The sequence below is a fragment of the Cytobacillus oceanisediminis 2691 genome, assembly GCF_000294775.2.
In the GTDB taxonomy this organism is placed as follows: Bacteria; Bacillota; Bacilli; order Bacillales; family Cytobacillaceae; genus Cytobacillus; species Cytobacillus pseudoceanisediminis.
Map to the genome: position 1 here is coordinate 1683650 of NZ_CP015506.1, position 18706 is coordinate 1702355.

At 39.7% G+C, this 18706-nt stretch carries 21 protein-coding genes; 14 read left to right on the plus strand and 7 right to left on the minus strand.

Annotated elements, in window-relative coordinates; translation table 11 throughout:
- The first annotated feature begins 23 nt into the window (after positions 1-23).
- The 9 genes from A361_RS08580 to A361_RS08620 all read left to right on the plus strand — a co-directional run bounded on the left by A361_RS08580 (position 24) and on the right by A361_RS08620 (position 7023).
- Complete coding sequence (locus tag A361_RS08580) at positions 24-338, plus strand: hypothetical protein (RefSeq protein ID WP_019381652.1); 315 nt, start codon at positions 24-26, stop codon at positions 336-338.
- A 114-nt stretch (positions 339-452) separates the two neighbouring features.
- Complete coding sequence (locus tag A361_RS08585; RefSeq protein WP_009331023.1) at positions 453-1112, plus strand: ABC transporter ATP-binding protein; 660 nt, start codon at positions 453-455, stop codon at positions 1110-1112.
- Between the two features lie 11 nt (positions 1113-1123).
- A complete protein-coding gene (locus tag A361_RS08590) occupies positions 1124-1921 on the plus strand; it encodes an ABC transporter permease (RefSeq protein ID WP_009331022.1) in 798 nt (265 codons plus the stop codon).
- A gap of 85 nt (positions 1922-2006) precedes the next feature.
- The gene (locus tag A361_RS08595; protein WP_009331021.1) at positions 2007-2297 is read left to right on the plus strand and encodes a hypothetical protein; all 291 of its coding nucleotides are present in this window, start codon (positions 2007-2009) and stop codon (positions 2295-2297) included.
- Positions 2298-2751: 454 nt separating this feature from the next.
- Complete coding sequence (locus tag A361_RS08600) at positions 2752-3018, plus strand: phosphocarrier protein HPr (RefSeq protein ID WP_009331020.1); 267 nt, start codon at positions 2752-2754, stop codon at positions 3016-3018.
- Positions 3018-4733: a phosphoenolpyruvate--protein phosphotransferase gene (gene ptsP / locus A361_RS08605; RefSeq protein ID WP_009331019.1), complete on the plus strand. Its 1716-nt coding sequence runs from the start codon at positions 3018-3020 to the stop codon at positions 4731-4733. Before A361_RS08600 ends, ptsP begins: the two co-directional genes overlap by 1 nt.
- Before the next feature lie 501 nt (positions 4734-5234).
- Positions 5235-5696, plus strand: a complete 462-nt coding sequence (locus A361_RS08610) for a hypothetical protein (RefSeq protein WP_019381653.1) — start codon at positions 5235-5237, stop codon at positions 5694-5696.
- A 194-nt stretch (positions 5697-5890) separates the two neighbouring features.
- On the plus strand, positions 5891-6769 hold the full coding sequence (locus A361_RS08615; protein WP_009331017.1) for an NAD(P)-dependent oxidoreductase: 879 nt from the start codon (positions 5891-5893) through the stop codon (positions 6767-6769).
- 74 nt (positions 6770-6843) lie between these two features.
- Positions 6844-7023: a hypothetical protein gene (locus A361_RS08620; protein WP_009331016.1), complete on the plus strand. Its 180-nt coding sequence runs from the start codon at positions 6844-6846 to the stop codon at positions 7021-7023.
- Between the two features lie 120 nt (positions 7024-7143).
- On the opposite strand, the gene A361_RS08625 is transcribed toward A361_RS08620, so the two are convergent.
- Both A361_RS08625 and A361_RS08630 read right to left on the minus strand, forming a co-directional pair.
- Positions 7144-8295: an aminotransferase A gene (locus A361_RS08625; protein WP_009331015.1), complete on the minus strand. Its 1152-nt coding sequence runs from the start codon at positions 8293-8295 to the stop codon at positions 7144-7146.
- Positions 8296-8404: 109 nt separating this feature from the next.
- Positions 8405-8608 carry a hypothetical protein gene (locus A361_RS08630; RefSeq protein ID WP_009331014.1) on the minus strand — a complete coding sequence of 68 codons (204 nt, stop codon included), beginning with the start codon at positions 8606-8608 and terminating at the stop codon, positions 8405-8407.
- Positions 8609-8886: 278 nt separating this feature from the next.
- Between A361_RS08630 and A361_RS08635 the strand changes: the two genes are divergently transcribed.
- The 4 genes from A361_RS08635 (at position 8887) to A361_RS08650 (ending at position 13184) form a co-directional block, all read left to right on the plus strand.
- Entirely contained in the window at positions 8887-9426 is a 540-nt protein-coding gene (locus tag A361_RS08635; protein WP_019381654.1) for an RDD family protein, read from the plus strand.
- Between the two features lie 395 nt (positions 9427-9821).
- Positions 9822-10286, plus strand: coding sequence for a DinB family protein (locus A361_RS08640; RefSeq protein ID WP_019381656.1), 465 nt, complete (start codon positions 9822-9824; stop codon positions 10284-10286).
- Positions 10287-10689: 403 nt separating this feature from the next.
- Complete coding sequence (locus A361_RS08645; protein ID WP_019381657.1) at positions 10690-12009, plus strand: MFS transporter; 1320 nt, start codon at positions 10690-10692, stop codon at positions 12007-12009.
- A gap of 269 nt (positions 12010-12278) precedes the next feature.
- Complete coding sequence (locus A361_RS08650; RefSeq protein WP_009331010.1) at positions 12279-13184, plus strand: chemotaxis protein; 906 nt, start codon at positions 12279-12281, stop codon at positions 13182-13184.
- Positions 13185-13567: 383 nt separating this feature from the next.
- Here A361_RS08650 and A361_RS08660 read toward each other — a convergent pair whose 3' ends face one another.
- The 5 genes from A361_RS08660 to A361_RS08680 form a co-directional block, all read right to left on the minus strand.
- Positions 13568-14035, minus strand: coding sequence for a YkyB family protein (locus A361_RS08660; protein WP_009331009.1), 468 nt, complete (start codon positions 14033-14035; stop codon positions 13568-13570).
- 96 nt (positions 14036-14131) lie between these two features.
- Positions 14132-15406 carry an MFS transporter gene (locus A361_RS08665; RefSeq protein ID WP_009331008.1) on the minus strand — a complete coding sequence of 425 codons (1275 nt, stop codon included), beginning with the start codon at positions 15404-15406 and terminating at the stop codon, positions 14132-14134.
- Positions 15403-16017 (minus strand): helix-turn-helix transcriptional regulator, encoded by a 615-nt coding sequence (locus tag A361_RS08670; protein WP_009331007.1) that lies wholly within the window; start codon positions 16015-16017, stop codon positions 15403-15405. The genes A361_RS08665 and A361_RS08670 overlap by 4 nt, the downstream gene beginning before the upstream one ends.
- Positions 16018-16153: 136 nt before the next feature.
- A complete protein-coding gene (locus tag A361_RS08675; protein WP_009331006.1) occupies positions 16154-16651 on the minus strand; it encodes a L,D-transpeptidase family protein in 498 nt (165 codons plus the stop codon).
- 124 nt (positions 16652-16775) lie between these two features.
- Positions 16776-17651, minus strand: a complete 876-nt coding sequence (locus A361_RS08680; RefSeq protein ID WP_019381659.1) for a metallophosphoesterase — start codon at positions 17649-17651, stop codon at positions 16776-16778.
- Between the two features lie 248 nt (positions 17652-17899).
- On the opposite strand from A361_RS08680, the gene fadH reads away from it, so the two are divergent.
- Positions 17900-18664 carry a 2,4-dienoyl-CoA reductase gene (gene fadH / locus A361_RS08685; RefSeq protein ID WP_009331004.1) on the plus strand — a complete coding sequence of 255 codons (765 nt, stop codon included), beginning with the start codon at positions 17900-17902 and terminating at the stop codon, positions 18662-18664.
- The last annotated feature ends 42 nt before the right edge of the window (positions 18665-18706 follow it).

Sequence of the window (18706 nt, forward strand, 5' to 3'; positions counted from 1 at the left end):
AGCAGATTGAAGATGAAGGAACATTGCTGTCAAGGAGGTTTCAGCATATTGCTCCTGAAAATCAAATCCGTAAAGAGATTTTTCACCTGGAAAGACATGCAGCTAAATTTGACCTGGGAAGAAAAGAGTCCGAAAGCTTGCCTGAATGGTTTGATAGAATAGGGCTCAAGGACCCCGAAAAGATTGTAGATGCCTATGAAATAGTCCGATACAGCAATAACATGTCCACTCAAAGCGTTGAGAAATATAAACATGCAGTGGATCAAATAAAAAAAGAAATAAAAAGGATTCATAAGGAAAATTTGAAAAGGAAACAGGCAAAGAAAAACTCTAAATAAATAATGTGTATAGTCTTTTCTCATATGGGAAAGGGCTTTCTTAAAACCAATACAAGCTATTGCGATTAAAGGGATAAGCTAGAGGGTATACGGAAACTGGAAAAGGAGCTGCATATGACAACAGATTTGCTATTCGCAATAAGAGGAGTAAGGGTTAATAATATTTTGAATGTGGATCATCTTGACATAAGAAAAGAAAAAGTAACTTGTATTACGGGTGAAAGCGGCGCTGGAAAGTCAACTCTCATGAAATTGCTGAACAAAATGATTTCCCCGGATTCTGGTGAAATCTTCTATGAAGGCGCCCCGCTAAAAGATATAGATTCTGTCCAGCACAGAAGAAAGGCAGTCATGCTATCGCAGGTTCCATTAATATTTCCTGGCACAATAAAAGATAACTTGATGATGGGTTATATGCTCAACGGATCTAAACCTGATGGTGATGAAGTACTTAAGCAGGCACTACATAATATGCAAATGACTAAGGAGCTTGATGAAGATGCAGGGACTCTTTCCGGCGGGGAAAAACAGCGGCTGGCATTGGCAAGAATTCTGCTTCTTGCAGCTGATGTCTATCTGCTGGATGAACCGACTGCTGCATTGGACGAAGACACCGAAATGATGGTTTTGGGTCATTTTATCGCGGAAATTAAAAAGAAGCATGCTTCATTAATCATGATTACTCACTCCAGGAAAGTCAATGAGCAATATGCAGATGAAAGGATTGATTTATCCCAGCTGCCGTTCAGGGAGGAGATGGAGAAGAATATCTAAGGGGGATTATGATGGAAAATAGCTCCATTATTGATATTGAATTTTGGCGGCTAATATCAGCTTATTTATTTGTGCTTCTTCTTATCATTATCTTTAAAGTGAGAGGAATCGCCCGTGAGAAAAAGCTGACTATTGCAGCTTTCAGAATGACACTTCAGCTCGTAATTGCAGGCTATGTATTAACTTGCTTGTTTGAATTTTCCAATCCGCTGTTGACATTAGGTGTTATCTTGATTATGGAAGGTTTTGCTATTTATACAATATATAAACAGGCTGGAACCAGGCTTTCAGTAAACCTTAAGAAAACCATTGCGATATCCATGATAGCCGGTACATCCTTTTGTCTTGTGTTTTTTAATTTTGTAGTTATTCATTTTGAGCCGTGGTATGATCCACGCTACTTTATTCCAATAGCAGGGATGATAATTGGCAACTCCATGACAGGCATTACTTTAAGTGTAAAGGAGCTTCTAAATTCCTTTACAACTCAAAAAGATATGATTGAGGGTGCACTAATGCTTGGCGCTGATCCAAAAGCTGCAGTTAAGCCATATGTTAATCATGCTTTTGATTCTGCTGTTCTGCCGACTATCAATAATATGCTGGGAATGGGCATCATATTTTTGCCTGGGATGATGACAGGGCAGATTCTATCAGGAGTCAGCCCATTGCTTGCGATTGAATATCAGATTGTTATTCTGCTGGGGATATTGGGAAGCGTAGGTTTATCGGTAATCTTATTCATCCTTCTGGCTCATAGGAATTTTTTCAATCTGGATGCCCAATTTTTTCCGGAAGGAAAGAACTAGATTGCTTAATAGCCTAAGCTCACAGCATTTCACTCTTCTGGCCCGCATATAATGAAAAAATCAATCAAAAAGGCGGGATAAAATAATGAAAGTTGAATCCGAAAAAGCATTAAGAGTGAAAAGTTTATCTCAAGATATTTTAGAGCATCTGATGGAAGACAGCACTTCTTATAATCATGAAGACTTGAAACATGTCATAGAAATGCTTTCGCGATCCGTATCGGATCTTGCCACATTGTATACGGACCGGGAATGCGATCATGAAACGGCTCTAAAGGGAACCATTTCAAAAATGCGAATCAGCTATAATGTACTTCAATACAAAGAAACTTCAAAACTGGTTAGAAAACAAGATAAGTATCATCCACAGCCATAAATCAAAAGGAATATTGGATCTGAAACATTAAGTAGAAATCATTGGCAAATGAAAGCGTTTTACTCAAAAAAGTGTGAACAAACGTGAAAAATTAAGGGTTTTTCATTGTCTAAATGAATGTGAAATGCTATTCTTTTGTCTGAGATGTAAGTTGTCCGATGACTTAATTGCAGCCAGGTAATATTTCCTGATTTTATGGAAGTTTTCAAAGTGCAGAGAAGCTTCGAGACGAAGTGATTTTATTAATTTTTCTCAGCCTTTTTGAACAACTATATACATGAATAATAGGGCGTTGGAAAAAATAAAACAGCATATAGGACGAAATATCCGGCATCATTACTGTTTCATCCTGCTGCTGATTTGCAGAATAAGTTCCAGTTCCCGTCTTTAAGTTCGTGAGGCAACGCCTTGCACATCTTAATACAATCATTAATAAGAAGGAGATTGATCCCATATGGTTCAAAAACAATTTAAAGTAATTGCAGAAACAGGAATTCACGCTCGTCCAGCTACAATGCTTGTACAAGCTGCCAGCAAATTTGACTCAGAAATTCACCTTGAGTACAAGGAAAAGAAGGTAAACCTAAAATCAATCATGGGTGTTATGTCTTTAGGTGTTGGACAAGGTGCAGATATAACTATTATTGCTGAAGGCAGTGATGAACAGGATGCCCTTAACAGCCTTGAAGAAACACTGAAAAAAGAAGGTTTGGCTGAATAATGAGCTTTTTAAATGGAATTGCGGCGTCAAGCGGTATCGCAATAGCGAAAGCATACCGTTTGGTTGAGCCGGATCTCTCTTTTGATAGAAAGACAGTAGAAAATGCTGAACAAGAAGTGGAACGCTTTCAGTCGGCATTAGCTGAATCTAAAGGTGAATTGGAAGTCATCCGCGATAATGCCCATAAAGAACTTGGGGCTGATAAAGCTGCTATTTTCGATGCTCATCTTCTTGTATTAAGTGATCCGGAATTAATTTCGCCAATTGAAGATAAAATCAAAACAGATAAAGTAAATGCTGAATCTGCTTTAAAAGAGACAGCAGATATGTTCATTACAATGTTCGAACAAATGGACAATGAATACATGAAAGAGCGTGCAGCGGATATCCGTGACGTAACAAAACGCGTACTTTCTCATTTGCTTGGAGTGCAAATTGCGAATCCCAGCATGATTGCAGAAGAAGTAATCATTATTGCTGAAGACCTGACCCCTTCCGATACTGCTCAGCTGAACCGCCAGTTCGTAAAAGGGTTTACAACTGACATTGGAGGCAGGACATCTCACTCTGCCATTATGGCCCGTTCCATGGAAATTCCAGCAGTAGTGGGGACAAAGGAATCCACAAAGCAAATTAAAAATGGTGACCTGGTTATCGTGGATGGATTAAAAGGTCTGGTACATATTAATCCGACCCCAGAGGCCATCGCCGAATACAAAGAAGAACACCGCAAATTCGAGGATCAAAAAGCTGAGTGGGCAAAGCTAGTCAACGAAAAATCAGTTACTGCTGATGGCCATCATGTTGAATTGGCTGCCAATATCGGCACTCCAAAAGATCTGAAGGGCGTAGTTGAAAATGGCGGAGAAGGAATTGGCCTTTACCGCACGGAATTTTTATATATGGGAAGAGACCAGCTTCCAACTGAAGAGGAGCAGTTTGAATCCTACAAAGCTGTCCTGGAAGGAATGGGCGGAAAACCGGTTGTAGTCCGTACGCTTGATATTGGCGGGGATAAAGAGCTTCCTTATCTAAACCTTCCTAAGGAAATGAACCCATTCCTGGGCTTCAGGGCGATTCGCCTATGTCTGGAAGAACAGGATATGTTCAGGACACAATTAAGGGCTTTGTTAAGAGCAAGCACTTATGGAAACCTGAAAATCATGTTCCCTATGATTGCAACTCTCGATGAATTCCGTCAGGGCAAAGCAATCCTTGAAGAAGAAAAACAAAAGCTTATAAGCGAAGGCTCACAGGTTGCTGACAACATTGAAATTGGTATTATGGTTGAAATTCCTTCAACTGCTGTTATGGCTGAGCAATTTGCTAAAGAAGTTGATTTCTTCAGCGTAGGCACAAACGATTTAATTCAGTACACAATGGCTGCAGACCGAATGAATGAGCGTGTTTCTTATCTTTACCAGCCGTATAATCCTGCAATCTTGCGTTTAGTTAAAATGGTTATTGACGCAGCACACAAGGAAGGAAAGTGGGCAGGCATGTGCGGTGAAATGGCTGGGGATGAAACTGCAATTCCATTGCTGCTGGGATTAGGACTTGATGAGTTCTCCATGAGCGCTACGTCGATCCTTAAAGCTCGTTCTCAAATCAGTCACCTAAACAAAAAAGACATGGAAGCACTGGCTGAAAAAGCGCTTCATATGAATACAGCAGAAGAAGTAGTCCAAGCTGTAAAAGAAGCAGCGAAACTGTAATTAAATTGAAATAATTAAAGAGTTTTAAATATAATTTCCCGGGTAAATAAGAAGTAAGCACTTAGGTCAGTCTTAAGTAAGCTGATCATTCTCATTTTCCCCCCTTTTTAAGCCGGCCAATAATGGCCGGTTTATTTTTTATCCTTCTCCAGTCGAAACTGCCATTCAGCCTTAAGGATGACGGCAATCACATCTTATGATTGTTATCCGGAATCTGAAACTCTCCTATAATAAAGCTACAACATAAAAAGGAGAGATGGAAAATGGTTACCATGATAATCAGCTTTCTCTTTCATGACCGATATAGATGTATTAAAGATAAGCAGAAAAACGACTTATATGAGAAGCAGAGCTCATTTTTAAGCCGTGTCCTCCACTAAAGAAGCCCGGAAGGGTTTCTTTTGTATTTTGTGAGCTTAAATTAAGGTAACGTTTTAGTTTTATAATTGGGGTTTATCTTAAGGCGAGAATGGAAAAGGTGATGAAAAAGGAGGAATTCTTATGAATAAAAAGCTCATTTGCCTAATCCTTACCGCCATATTAGCCCTGTCTTTGTCAGGCTGCATGCAGGGTCCCCAGGACTCAATCGTTAATAGTCATGCTGAAGCCTTGCTGACTAAAAACAATGAGCTGCAGTTCCGGTTTAAAATTAATGATAAAATCCTTTCAGAAGAAGAATTATACAAAGTAAAAGTTTCCATACATAATGAAAAACTGGCAGCTGCCCTGGGTACGGATGAGTTTGTATATGGGGAGGACACGATAATCGACGGGGAATATATAGAAGTCAATAATGAAAAGGGAAACTTTATTTTTATGAATCCCATTCCTCTTACACAGGACCTGCATGTTTTCGAAATAGAAGAAATGATCGTGAATGAAGATGCGGTATCTGTAGAAATCTTAAATGAGGAGGTAGTGATCGCTAGAGCATTCTTAAATAATTTTACATCACAGCTTTAAATAGAATCAAATGTGATGACAGGAGTTTTGTTTTTATCTAAATTGGGTAATATTAATTACGCGCATAAAATTGGGGATGGACCAGGTATTTGCCTGGTCTTTTGTCTTTATTGGGACATCTAATATTTTTAATATGAGAAAAGGAATGGTAGAATTAATATAAAAAATTCAGATATTTAAAGGGAGCGGGTACATTGATTTCACCTGAAAATACAGTTATCGGTTTTGTGGGAACAGGGGTTATGGGCAAGAGCATGGCGGGACATCTGCTGAAAGCAGGTTATCCATTAGTTGTTTATACAAGAACCAAAGAAAAAGCTTCTGAACTAATAAAACATGGGGCAGAGTGGGCTGAGACGCCGTTGGAAGTTGCAAAGAAGGCAAATGTCATAATTACGATTGTTGGTTATCCGGCAGATGTAGAGGAAGTGTATCTTGGGGAAAATGGCATTATCACAAATGGCAGAGAAAATACATATGTAATTGACATGACCACCTCGACACCTACATTGGCCAAAAAGATATACGAAGAAGCAGGCAAAAAAGGAATGCATGCAATAGATGCCCCTGTTTCAGGGGGAGATATCGGCGCCAGGGATGCAAAGCTTTCAATAATGGCCGGAGGAGACAGGGACGCATTTCTGGCTGTGGAGCCGATTTTCAACCTTCTCGGAACAAATATCGTTTATCAAGGAAAAGCAGGAGCCGGACAACATACGAAAATGTGTAATCAAATTGCGATTGCATCAAATATGATCGGGGTGTGTGAAGCGGTAGTTTATGCTGAAAAAGCAGGTTTAGATCCAAGGACGGTGCTTCAAAGCATATCATCTGGTGCAGCAGGCAGCTGGTCACTATCAAACCTTGCACCTAGAATAATTGATGGCAACTTTGAACCCGGCTTTTATATAAAACATTTTATTAAGGACATGAATATCGCCTTAGATGAAGCAGAAGCAATGGACATGATGACTCCAGGGCTTGCTCTTGCAAAAAAAATGTATGCCGAGCTTTCTGAAAAAGGGGAAGAAAACAGCGGTACACAGGCGTTATATAAATATTGGGATAAGTAATTTGCGCCCGTTAATGAATAAAGCCCCTTTTTTCACTTCAAACTAATAATGAAAGTGAAAAGGGGGTTAGACAGGTGGCTAAAAAAAATAAGAAAAACGATCCTCAGCAAAAGAACAAAAAAGGCTTCGATTCCGCTGTCATTGATTCTGAATTCTCCCACGAATTTGGAAGTGCTGACACAAATAAAATTCATAAGGATAAAGCCAAAAAGGAAAAAGCATCAAAAAACAACGGGCACTATCAGGGGCAGTAAGGGTGATAAAGGCAGGCAGGAAGCCTGCCTTTTTGCTTTGATTGAAATTAGAAGCAATGAATATACAAACAGCGCCATTCCTACTAAAAAGGAAAATGGCGCTATTGACTGAGTGATTCGCTACAATATACCCTCCAGATACTTTTCAATCCGGTCAAGCCCTTCTTTTAATGTATCCATGGAATATGCAAAGGAAATCCGGAAATAACCTTCTCCATATGAGGAGAATGCACTGCCTGGAACTACTGCAACTCCTGCTTGTTTAACGAGAGAAAGGGCAAATTCAAAGGAGTTCATTGATACATCTGGTATTTTTATGAAAAAATAAAATGCACCATCCGGTTTGACTACATCCAGGTTCATTTGTATTAATCGTTCATATACATAATCACGGCGTTTGGCATATTCATTCCTCATTGGCAGGGCGTCGTTGATTCCTGTTGTCAGCGCATCAAGAGCTGCCATTTGGGAGACAGAAGCTGCACATGTCACATTATACTGATGCACCTTCAAGATATGTTTAGCCAGGTTTTCCGGTGCGAATAAAAGACCAATGCGCCAGCCTGTCATTGAATGGGATTTTGAAAGTCCATTAATTACTATAGTTTGCTCCCGCAAAAGGGAGGCGATTGAGTGGTGTGTTTGATCATAGATCAGTTCGCTGTAAATTTCATCAGCAAGGATAAAGATATCTTTGCCTTTAACAAGAGCAGCAATTTCCTCAAGCTCCTCCAAACTCAGACTGACACCTGTCGGGTTCGAAGGATATGGAAGAACAATACACCTTGTTTTATCACTCATATGTTTTGCAATTAAATCCGCAGTAAATCTAAACTTGTTTCTGGAAATATCAGTATGTACCGGAACTGAACCGCAAAGCTTTATGATTGGCTCATAACCGGGATAAACAGGACCAGGCAGAATTACTTCCGATCCTTCATCCAGAATTGTACGGAATGCAATATCGATAGCTTCACTTGCCCCCGATGTTACAATGACTTCTAGTTCAGGGTTATATGTAAGGTTATATTTTGTTTTTACAAAAGAAGCTGCAGCTTCCCGCAATCGAATATCGCCCGCATTGTGTGTATAGGAGGTAAAGTTCTCGTCGATTGCCTGTTTAGCTGCTTCTTTAACATGTAATGGCGTCGGGAAATCAGGCTGTCCAATTGTAAGAGAAATCATGTCCCTGGTGCCGGCAACCATATTGAAAAACTTTCTGATTCCGGAAATTTCAATGTCCTTCACTCTTTGGTTAATTAAATGTTCCAATGTGTTCACCTCGCATAATCATAATGTATATTCTATCACTTTGATGCGGGAGCAAACAGAAAAAAATAAAACAGGCTCTGAATTCTATTCAGAGCCTCCAAAAATAAAATTAGTATCCGTAATCCCAATCGACTTCGTCTTCATGCCATAATACCGGGGATACAGCACCAAAATCGATTACTTTATTTTCTATATGGCATCGGCAATGTTTGTCGCCGCATTGATCTTTCATTTCCTCAAACACAGAATGCTCCACATTTTCCAGGATTGTAACTTTATGTTCATCATGGTAAAGGATTGCTGTACCTTTCATGCCTGATCGCACCTCTTTTTTAATTTATGTAAAACTTACTTTCAGCTTTACAAAACTTATTTTATGACTTGGTAAAAACAGTGTCTACACTGTTATAAGACTGTTCACAAAAAAGTCAAGATGAAAACGTTTTAGAGGAATTTTTGTAAAAAATAAATGAGTGTAAAAATTTACAAATAGTTGAATATAATTCATTTAGAGATTAACATTAGTAGATAGTGGAAACTGCATTTTTAGTTTGTTAGTTTTCCAGCTGAATAAATAAAGGAGGTTTTAAAGTGGAGACATCTTTAGAGAAGCAGCCTTATGAAAGCACTAAGGAATATGAGGAGTATGGCGGGTTCTGGCTCCGATTTGCGGCCTATTTAATCGATTCTATTATTGTTGGAATTCCGCTTACAATTCTAAGCATTGTTATCTTTATGATTTTCTTTGGCACTTCTGACGCTTTTAATACGATGATAAGCGACCCATCTTATATGGAAACAGAAATGACCAATGAAGAAGCTTTTGCATTCATGGGATCTTATTTTGGCGCACTTGGAGTAACCTTTCTTGTCAATCTTGTTGTTGCTGTTGCCTATTTTGCAGGCCTGCACGCATCCAAATGGCAGGGAACTGTGGGCAAAAAGCTGCTGGGATTAAAAGTGACTGACTTAAATGGTAACCGTATTTCTTTCTGGAGGGCGCTTGGAAGATATTTGGCCATGGCCATTCTGTCTGGAATTTTCCTTATCGGCTATATCATTGCGGCCTTTACAGAGAAAAAACAGGCATTGCATGATTTAATTGCAAGCACAGTCGTATTAAAAAAATAAGGTATTTGGTAAAGTAGTTACTTTATTACTGAATAATAAGTTTAAAAAACGAGTTGATCTTCGCTGTGGGCACTTGATCCTCGAAAATGCTGACGCATTACCTTCGTGCGGGATTCATACAATGAAGCTTAATCAAGGTCCTGCGGGAAGTGAGGGAATCCCCGCAGACGGAGCCAAGGAGGCTCTCATTCCTCCCCTCGGGTTCGCTGAATGTCCCATGCTGAAATCAACGGGCAGTATTCATAAGCAAAACGGTATTCTATGCAGATAGACCAATAATAATTCTTAATTAAGCTGCTGGGCAACTGAGTTGCAACGCAGCTTTTTTTGGGGTCAGCAATAGGAAGGATTTATTATCTGCATGCAGAATATATTTTTAGGAAGGGAGGATGAAAATGAAGAAGCAAGATATTGTTACTCACTACGAATCATATTCTGTATGGCTTGAGTCGATAAAAGATCTTGGCCGTGAAAATTGGGTAAAGCCTGTCTCGGATGGAAAATGGCCGGTTGCGGCAGTAGTTGCCCATCTGTTATTTTGGGATAAATATTCTCTTGAACAGCGTTTTCCATTTTTTAAAGAGGGTGCAGTACTTGAGAACTATCCTGATTTTCAAAGTGTGAATGACGCTGCAGGAGAATACGCTAAAAAGCATGCACAATTAGAGATTATTGAAGAACTTTTATCAGTACGGAGTCAATTTCTTCAGATGCTTCAAGGCATGTCAGAAGAAAAACTGGATACAGCTTTTAAAATCGGCGGCACCAGCTTAACTGTGCGCGATTATTTTGCAGACTTTATAGAACATGACATTCACCATAAAAAGCAAATAATGCATGCAGCCGGCATCAGTGTATAACACAGGCTGGCAGTCCGATTTTACTGTAAAGTAAGATGCTATAACGTCATGCAGCAAAACAGGCAGAGGCTCCTGATCGGGATGATGCACTCAATAAAACAAAATGCCCAAAAAAGAAGGCACCATCATTGCGGCAATACGGGAAGATTCTGCCTGTTCATTTAACTCCTCCCCTGTTTTGGCCTTCACAAATCAGACAAGTAGATTAATTGCTTTTTGTTCATTTCTTTTCGCTTTTCCCCTCTTTAAATTAATTTCTGCCATTATTGCATAACAAACTTATCTGAATATTCATAAAAATTTCAAAAATGTTGCATTGAATAAAATTTGGTAAAATAAAAGGGTTTTAAAGAAAGGTCTTGAATAAGGATTAAGGTATTTTTTACCTGAAGGAGCTGATGACATGGAAATAGAAAAAACGGAGCTGCAGAAACAGGGGAATTTCAATTCCTGGCGGCTGTATATGACACTGCCCGTTGTATCATGGGCACTTTACGATTTTGCGAATACTATTTTTTCCTCAAATATTAATACCATTTTCTTTCCTTTTTACCTGCAGGAAGTAATAGGAGAGAATGAAGTTTTGAATCAGATAGCGAGCACCTTTATTTCTTATTCAAATGCGCTGGCAAGCTTTTTTCTTGTCCTGTTCTCTCCATTGTTTGGGGTTATGATAGACAGGACAGGAAGAAAAAAGAAATATATAGTAATCTTTACGCTTATTACTGTAATGGCGACCATTTTAATGGGGGTTTTTGCATCAAGCCAGATTAGCGGGAAAATATTTGGGCTTCCAGTTTATCTTGCACTCGTTATTATATGTTTTATTATTGCAAAGTTTTTTTTCCATTCCAGTCTGGTTTTTTACGATGCCATGATTTCCGATTTGGGAACAAAGCAGGATATACCGCTGATTTCAGGCTTTGGAGTGGCTGTTGGCTATATCGGAACCCTTGTAGGGCTGACAGTTTATTTATTTGTAGGAGATGACGGTTTTCACGAATCTTTTATACCAACTGCCATATTATTTCTGCTGTTTTCTTTGCCGCTGTTTTTCTTTGTAAAAGATAAGCCTTACCAGGCAAAAGAAAAACAAAAATTTTTATCAGGCTATAAGGAAATTTGGCAGACCTTTAAAGATATGAAACATTATAAGGCGATTTTCACTTTCATGATTGCCTATTTTTTTTTAAATGATGCAATTGCCACAACGATTGCCATGATGGCTGTTTACGCAAAAACCATTGTCGGCTTTTCAACTGGCCAATTCATTTTGCTATATCTTGCTTCAACGGTGTCCAGTATAATTGGTTCTTTTGTATTTGGATATATTACCAAGGCGAAAGGGCCCAACAAAGCGGTTAAATACGTTGGGATCCTTCTTCTTGTTGCTCTGGCAATTGCTGTTGGGGCTGTCAATGAAATCATGTTTTGGATTGCGGGCAGCATGTTTGGCGTCGCTCTGGGGTCCATGTGGGTTACCACAAGGACTTATATTGTGGAATTGACTCCAGAAGATAAAAGAGGGCAGTTTTTTGGTTTGTTTGCATTTTCAGGGAAAGTATCTTCCATAATCGGACCCGTTATTTATGGAAGCATTACTTTGATCTTTGCCAGCTATGGAAACCTGGCAAGCAGACTTGCTTTAGGTTCATTGATGATATTAACTATAATTGGACTGCTTGTTCATTCAAAAATTAAGGATGACAGCATTCCTGAATAGGTATGCATCTGTATCGCATGTAAGAAGCAAGCCGCCAATGGCTTGCTTTTTCTTGTTTTAGCAAAGCAGCTGACTTCCAGTCTCAGAAATAAGGACTTTTTTCATAATGAACTGAAATTTTTATAAGAAATTTTATCCATTCATGGTATATTAATAGAGAAAAAGATTCATAATTCATATTCGGTGTCTTGCTGCTCATAAAACAAGTGTCATACAAACAGGAGCCGCGAACTTAGATATAAGCATATGAAAAAGGAAGGGCGAAAAAAGTGGAACAGAAAAAAGGCATTTTACTGGAAAGCGGAACGAATGAACTGGAGATTGTTGAATTCTCAATAGGAAGGAATAAATTTGGGATTAATGTTATTAAAGTGAAGGAAATTATTAATCCTGTCCCTGTCATTCCTGTCCCGCATTCTCATCGTAATATTGAAGGGATCATTGAACTGAGGGGAGAGGTTCTTCCAGTAGTGGATGTAGCATCATCATTAAATATGCCGGCCTCAGAAAGCCCTCAGCAGGATAAGTTTATTGTGACAGAGTTTAATCAGCAGAAAATTGTTTTTCATGTTCATAATGTTTCAAAAATTCACCGCATTTCCTGGAACCAAATTGAGAAGCCTTCTGAAATGTATCAGGGTCAGGAAAGCCAGATTATCGGAATCATAAAGCTTGAGGATGAGATGGTGCTGCTCCTTGATTTTGAAAAAATGGTCACTGAGATAAATCCTGATTCAGGGATTAGCATCCAGAAGGTGCAGAAACTTGGAAAGCGTGAAAGGTCTGACAAGAAGCTGCTTATTGCTGAAGACTCTCCACTCCTAAGAAAGCTTTTGAATGATACTTTAAATGAAGCTGGCTTTTGTCAAATTGAATTCTTTGAAAATGGATACGATGCTTATAGATATTTGCATTCCTTAGCCGAGTCGGGGCGTGATGTCACTGAGGAAGTGCAAATCATGATCACTGATATCGAAATGCCGCAAATGGATGGGCATCACCTTACTAAAAAAGTTAAAGATCATCCTGTGCTTGCAAAAATTCCAGTTATTATTTTTTCTTCATTGATTACCGAAGATCTTCGCCACAAGGGTCAGATGGTTGGAGCCAATGCGCAGGTGAGCAAGCCTGAAATTGCAGAATTGGTGCTTTTGATAGATCAGTATGCATTATAGAACCACCACAAAGAAAAAGCTGGAATACTCCAGCTTTTTCTTGTTAGGTAAGAAAGTATAACTTTGAACTTTGATAATTGTCTAGCTCCAGCGCCTGCCCCCTCGAGGTCACAAGCCTGTCTAGTTGCGGCTCCTAGGGACGAAAGCCTAGCCAAACCCTTCCAGAAGGAAAGAACACCTTCTTGCATGGCTCGTCTCATGCTTGTCGTCCCTGTGCAGCCGCCTCCACATTTCGGCAATCCTCCTAAAAAGGCAAAGGACGCCTTTCCATGAGGCCCGTCTTAGGCTTTTCGGGGGTGAGCACCTAGGGAAAGCTTCCTTGGATGTTCTTCGCAGGAACAAGCGGTTTTGGCTTGTTCCGAAGGCGCTTGCGCTTTTCTTGATTAAAAGTAACTTTCTCCTAATTTCTTAAATACAGGTTTTTCATAGCGGTGCTTTTTTGCATTTGGCTTGCTATTAAGCTCTTTTAGCCCTGTATATGACATAAGCAATTTTTTCGCCGCATTAAGAGATAGAGAAGATTTTGGATTTCTGACGAAGGAATCGAGTTTGCCCAAATGGGGAAGCTCTGAGAAATCCTCTTTAGAAGGCGGAAGATGGAAAGAATAATTCCCGCATTTTACGAGAACATCTGACTGCTGCTGGCTGTTTTTTGGATTGCCAGAATAGTGAAGGCCTGCTTTCTGGGCTTTTCCTTCTCTAATTAACTTTTGAAGTGCATCGTGCTTTAATTTATACAAAAATTTAGGGTTTGGTGCTGTCTTTGCATGGCGGTTAACGGTGAAGATGGCTTGAGAGAGGTTTTCAACCGTTGGTTGCAGATGGGGATATTGTTTCTTATCAGAATTCAATTTCCAATCTCCTTTCAAATTATAAAGGGGTATAAACAATATTATACCCTTTTTAGTCAATAAAACCAACTTGGATAAGGCTTTTAATACAAAAGCTTATCCATCCAGCTGCTTTCTGCTTATAGGTTGTAAGGATCCTGACTTTTTCCATATAACCATCAGCATTGATGAACCTAATAATGTTGTTGCCAAGCCAGCGCCAATCATAACAAAAGAGGCACCTAGCTGTTTTGCAAGAAGAGCTCCTGCAGCAGGTGCAATAAGCATGGAAAAAGTCTGCAGGGACATGGCGGCAGCCGAAACTCTGCCCATCATTTGCTTTGGTGTTTCAGATTGGAGCACATAGCCGTAAGGAACAGATTCTCCAGCTCCTAAAAGACCTAATAGACATGCACCGATTATCCAGACCAGTGGAGGGAAATTAAGAAGACCTAAGCCTCCAAGTCCAACAGCTACAATAAAAGTGCCGCTTAATATGGCCGAAGAACTCATTAAATGGACGGGTTTTCGGTTCCACCCTGTCCAATGGCCCAGCAAAAGTGAGCCAGCAACACTGCCTGCTCCCACTGCACTGATCAGTAATCCAAAATTGCCCTCATTAAATCCAATCTGCTTTGCAATAAAAATAAATAACCCATCATAAAGGAAAATGATGAAAAATGCTGCAGAAGAAAGAATAATTGAGACCCTTAAAAGGGGAGTGTGGAAAATATGTTTTATGCCCTCTGAAAATTCTTTCCAATAACTTGTTTTGACAGTATAGTCTTCTGCCATTCTTTTATCTGATTCCTCAAAAGAAGTTAAGCTGGGAAGAAATAGAAGGAAAACAATGGCTGCAATGAATCCTGCTGCTTCAAATAGAAAGGGGCTTTTTGGTCCGAAAACTGCTATTATCCCTCCGCCTAATGCTGGCCCGGCAATTTTCATGGTATTGACTGAAAGCTGGCTTAGAGTTACTGCTTCAGGCAGCATGCTGTCAGGTACAATCATCCGGATAGCACTCTGCCTTGCCGGGTCGTAAAGGGCTGATACGGTTCCCTTTAAAAAGACAAATAATAGCAGAATGTATAGGTTGGGAGCGTAAAACAAGCCTCCGACAAAGACAATTCTTAAAAGGAGGCAAACGATCATAACAGCTTTTTTCGGTAATCTATCCACAAATACACTTGCAAATGGACCGATAATGACCCAGGGAAGGCCGAGAACAATAATAACAGAGGCAATTGCCGTTTCATCAAGCCCCCAGTGATAAGCGACAATAACCTGCAAAGCAATAAAATCGAGCCAGTTACCCAAATCGGAAAATAACTGGGCACCAAATAGAGAGCGAAAGGATTTCAGCTTGAGTGGTTTAAAAATGCCGGGTTTCATTGGCAATTCCCCTTATCCCCGCCAATGGCCCTCCTTCGCCTGTTTAGCAGCTTTTCAGTATTGCCATGAGGGTCCTGGCCATCTGGCAGATTATTATTTTGCAGCGCTTCAATTGATTCTTCAATCCATTTAATTTCTGTTTCCAGCTTCATTTCTGCATATCGAATAGAGAGGCAGCCAAGCTTGCTGACATAGGAGTATCCATTTCGCGGCCATTCTTGTACAAATTTTAGAATATCAGAGGTTTCTTCTTTTCTTTTTAATAAATGGCTAATTAACACTTCATTATCCATATCTTCATGCCATGTTGACATTTTCATTAGCAATTCATCTTTAATAACCGGGAAAGAAGGAGGAATCTTCAGCCAGTTCTCAAACTCTTTCCAGCCTTTTGCAGTGAGCTCATACATTTTTTTCTTTCTTCCTTCATCTTCCTGCTCGATTGCATAGATAAATCCTTCTTCCTCCAGCTTTTTTAATTTCGGGTAAATGCTCCCATAGCTCATTCCCCAATAAAGGCCAGCAGCTTTGTGTTCAAATTCAGATTTAATATTATATCCTGTGCTGGGCCAAAAGCTTAGCACAGCAAGAATGGTATGTTCTATAGACAATTATAAAACTCCTTTCAATGTATCATGCTGATATATCAATATGATATGTTGTGTTTAAAAAAATATCAACTAAAAAATAAAAACTTTCGCAATTTTTCAGCGAAAGTTTTGTTGAAAGGACGATTGTAAGTAACAGCTAAGGCTGTATCCGTACCCTGGTGCCATTTGGCACTATGCGTGACAATTCGAGCACATCCTGGTTATACATGCGTATACAGCCTTGGGAAACAGATTGGCCAATTGAGGAAGGATTATTAGTTCCGTGAATTCCATAGCCGGCTTTCGACAGGGAAAGCCACATGACACCATATGGGCCGCCGGGATTAGGTTCTCTGTTCACAATAACAAACTCTCCAATTGGGGTCTGTGTCAGCATTTTTCCGACGGCAATGGGGTACACTTTTTGAATGGCACCGTTATATAAAAGAGTTAAGCTTCTTTTACCTCTTGAAACAATGATGGTATACGGAATGGAATCTGGTTCCGGCAGCCCTGGTATTACTAATCGCTGGCCGGGATAGATCAGGCCTGGGTTTACAATGGAAGGGTTTGCCCCCAGAAGCTCGCTTAAAGGGCGGCGGTAATTCTTTGCGATGACAGACAATGTCTCACCAGGTTTTACTATATGGTACATAACAATCACCTCTTTCTGAAAGGTCTATTCAAATATATGCCTGCAAAAATGATCTTGTAACTTATTGAATAAATTGTGTCACGAAGGCAGCAAAAAAAGGAAAGCTGCAAAGGTGTGCTTTCCTTTAATTCCCGCTGTTTGATTGTAGGGTAAATACCGTCAGTTCAGGTTTGGATAAAAACCGGAAGGGCAGCCGGGTTGTACCAAGCCCTCTGTTTACATAAAGAGTTAAAGGGCGTTGGCTGCCGATTTCATAGAAGCCTTCATAGTATCTTTCAGCATGCGGCGGTTTAACTAACGCTCCAATGAACGGCAGTTTTATTTGTCCTCCATGACTATGGCCGCTCAACTGCAGATTGATGTTGAAAGCTGAGGCTTCATCTGCTAAATCCGGTGCATGGGACAATAAAATGTTATAGGAAGAATCGTCCAGACTTCCGCTGGCAAGCTTTATGTCCGGTTTGCCGAGCATGGCATCGTCAATGCCGATAATCTGGATGCTGCTTCCGGAAAACTCGATTTTCCGATTTTCATTCAGCAAAAGAATAAACCCGGATTCTTCCATAATAGATTTATAGATATCAGAACCATAGCCCCCGTGATCATGGTTTCCATAAATAGCAAACCTTCCAAGCGGCGCCTGAATCCTTTTCAGGAGGGGGGCGATTTGGTTTGCCTCTTTATATTTGTTGGGTTCATCCATCAGATCACCTGTAAAGAAGACAATATCAGGCTTCAAGCTGTTTATCTTTTCAATCAATTTTTCAAGCTGTTTCAGGTCATAATGAAATCCTAAATGGGTATCGCTGAATTGGATGATTTTTTTATTATGGAACGCTTGTGGAATAGCGTTGTCAGAAATTTTGTAGTTTGTGATTTCCAAGAGCCGCGGCTCAATATCCCGTGCATAATAATAGCCGCCTGCACTAATACCAAAAACAGCAGCAAAAAAGCCGAGAGCTCTTTTTAAAAAAGATCTTCTGGACACTTTTTCCGGCATTTAGCATACCAACCTATCTATTAAAATTTTTTTTGAAGTATTGAGCATGAGTAAAGGCAATGCTTCTCATAGCAGTATCTTTAATACTATCAAACTATCCTATTAAAAAGAAGAAATAACTATGCTTGTTTTTTATCCTTCATTTTCCTTAAAATTATTAATTAATTTGTAAATAATAATTCGAAAATTCTATATTTAATGGTAAAATATAAATGAATGATCATTCATTTTTTGAGAGGGGAATTAGAATGAAGAATAAAACAGTCATTGTTACTGGCGGTTCCAGCGGTATGGGAAAATATATGGCAAAGAGGTTTGCTGAAGCCGGAGCGAATGTGGTGATAACAGGAAGGAATCCGGAACGCCTCGAGACAGCAAAAGCTGAAATTCAAACCTTCCAGGGTCAAGTTTTGACAATTCAAATGGATGTCCGTGAAATTGAACATGTTAAACATATGCTCAACGAAACACTAAATGTATTTGGACAAGTTGATTTCCTTGTTAATAATGCAGCGGGAAATTTTATATGCCCTGCAGAGAGCTTGAGTGCAAATGGATGGAATTCTGTTATTAATATTGTCTTGAATGGAACCTTTTATTGTTCGAGTGAAGTCGGTAAACACTGGATTGAAAAAGGAGTTAAGGGAAGCATCATTAATATGGTGGCTACATATGCATGGGATGCTGGAGCGGGTGTTATACACTCGGCAGCAGCAAAAGCAGGTGTATTATCCATGACAAGAACCTTGGCTGTAGAATGGGGAAGAAAATACGGAATTAGAGTGAATGCAATAGCCCCAGGTCCGATTGAAAGGACAGGAGGGGCTGACAGGCTTTGGGAATCAGAAGAAGCTGCAAACAGGACACTCCAAAGTGTGCCCCTTGGCAGGCTCGGTAAGCCGGAAGAAATCGCAGAATTGGCATTCTTCCTTTTCTCTGAGCATGCAGGTTATATTAATGGGGAGTGCATCACTATGGATGGAGGACAGTGGCTGAATCAATTTCCATTTTAATGCTTATGAATACCGGCTGAATTAATTTCAGCCGGTTGCCAT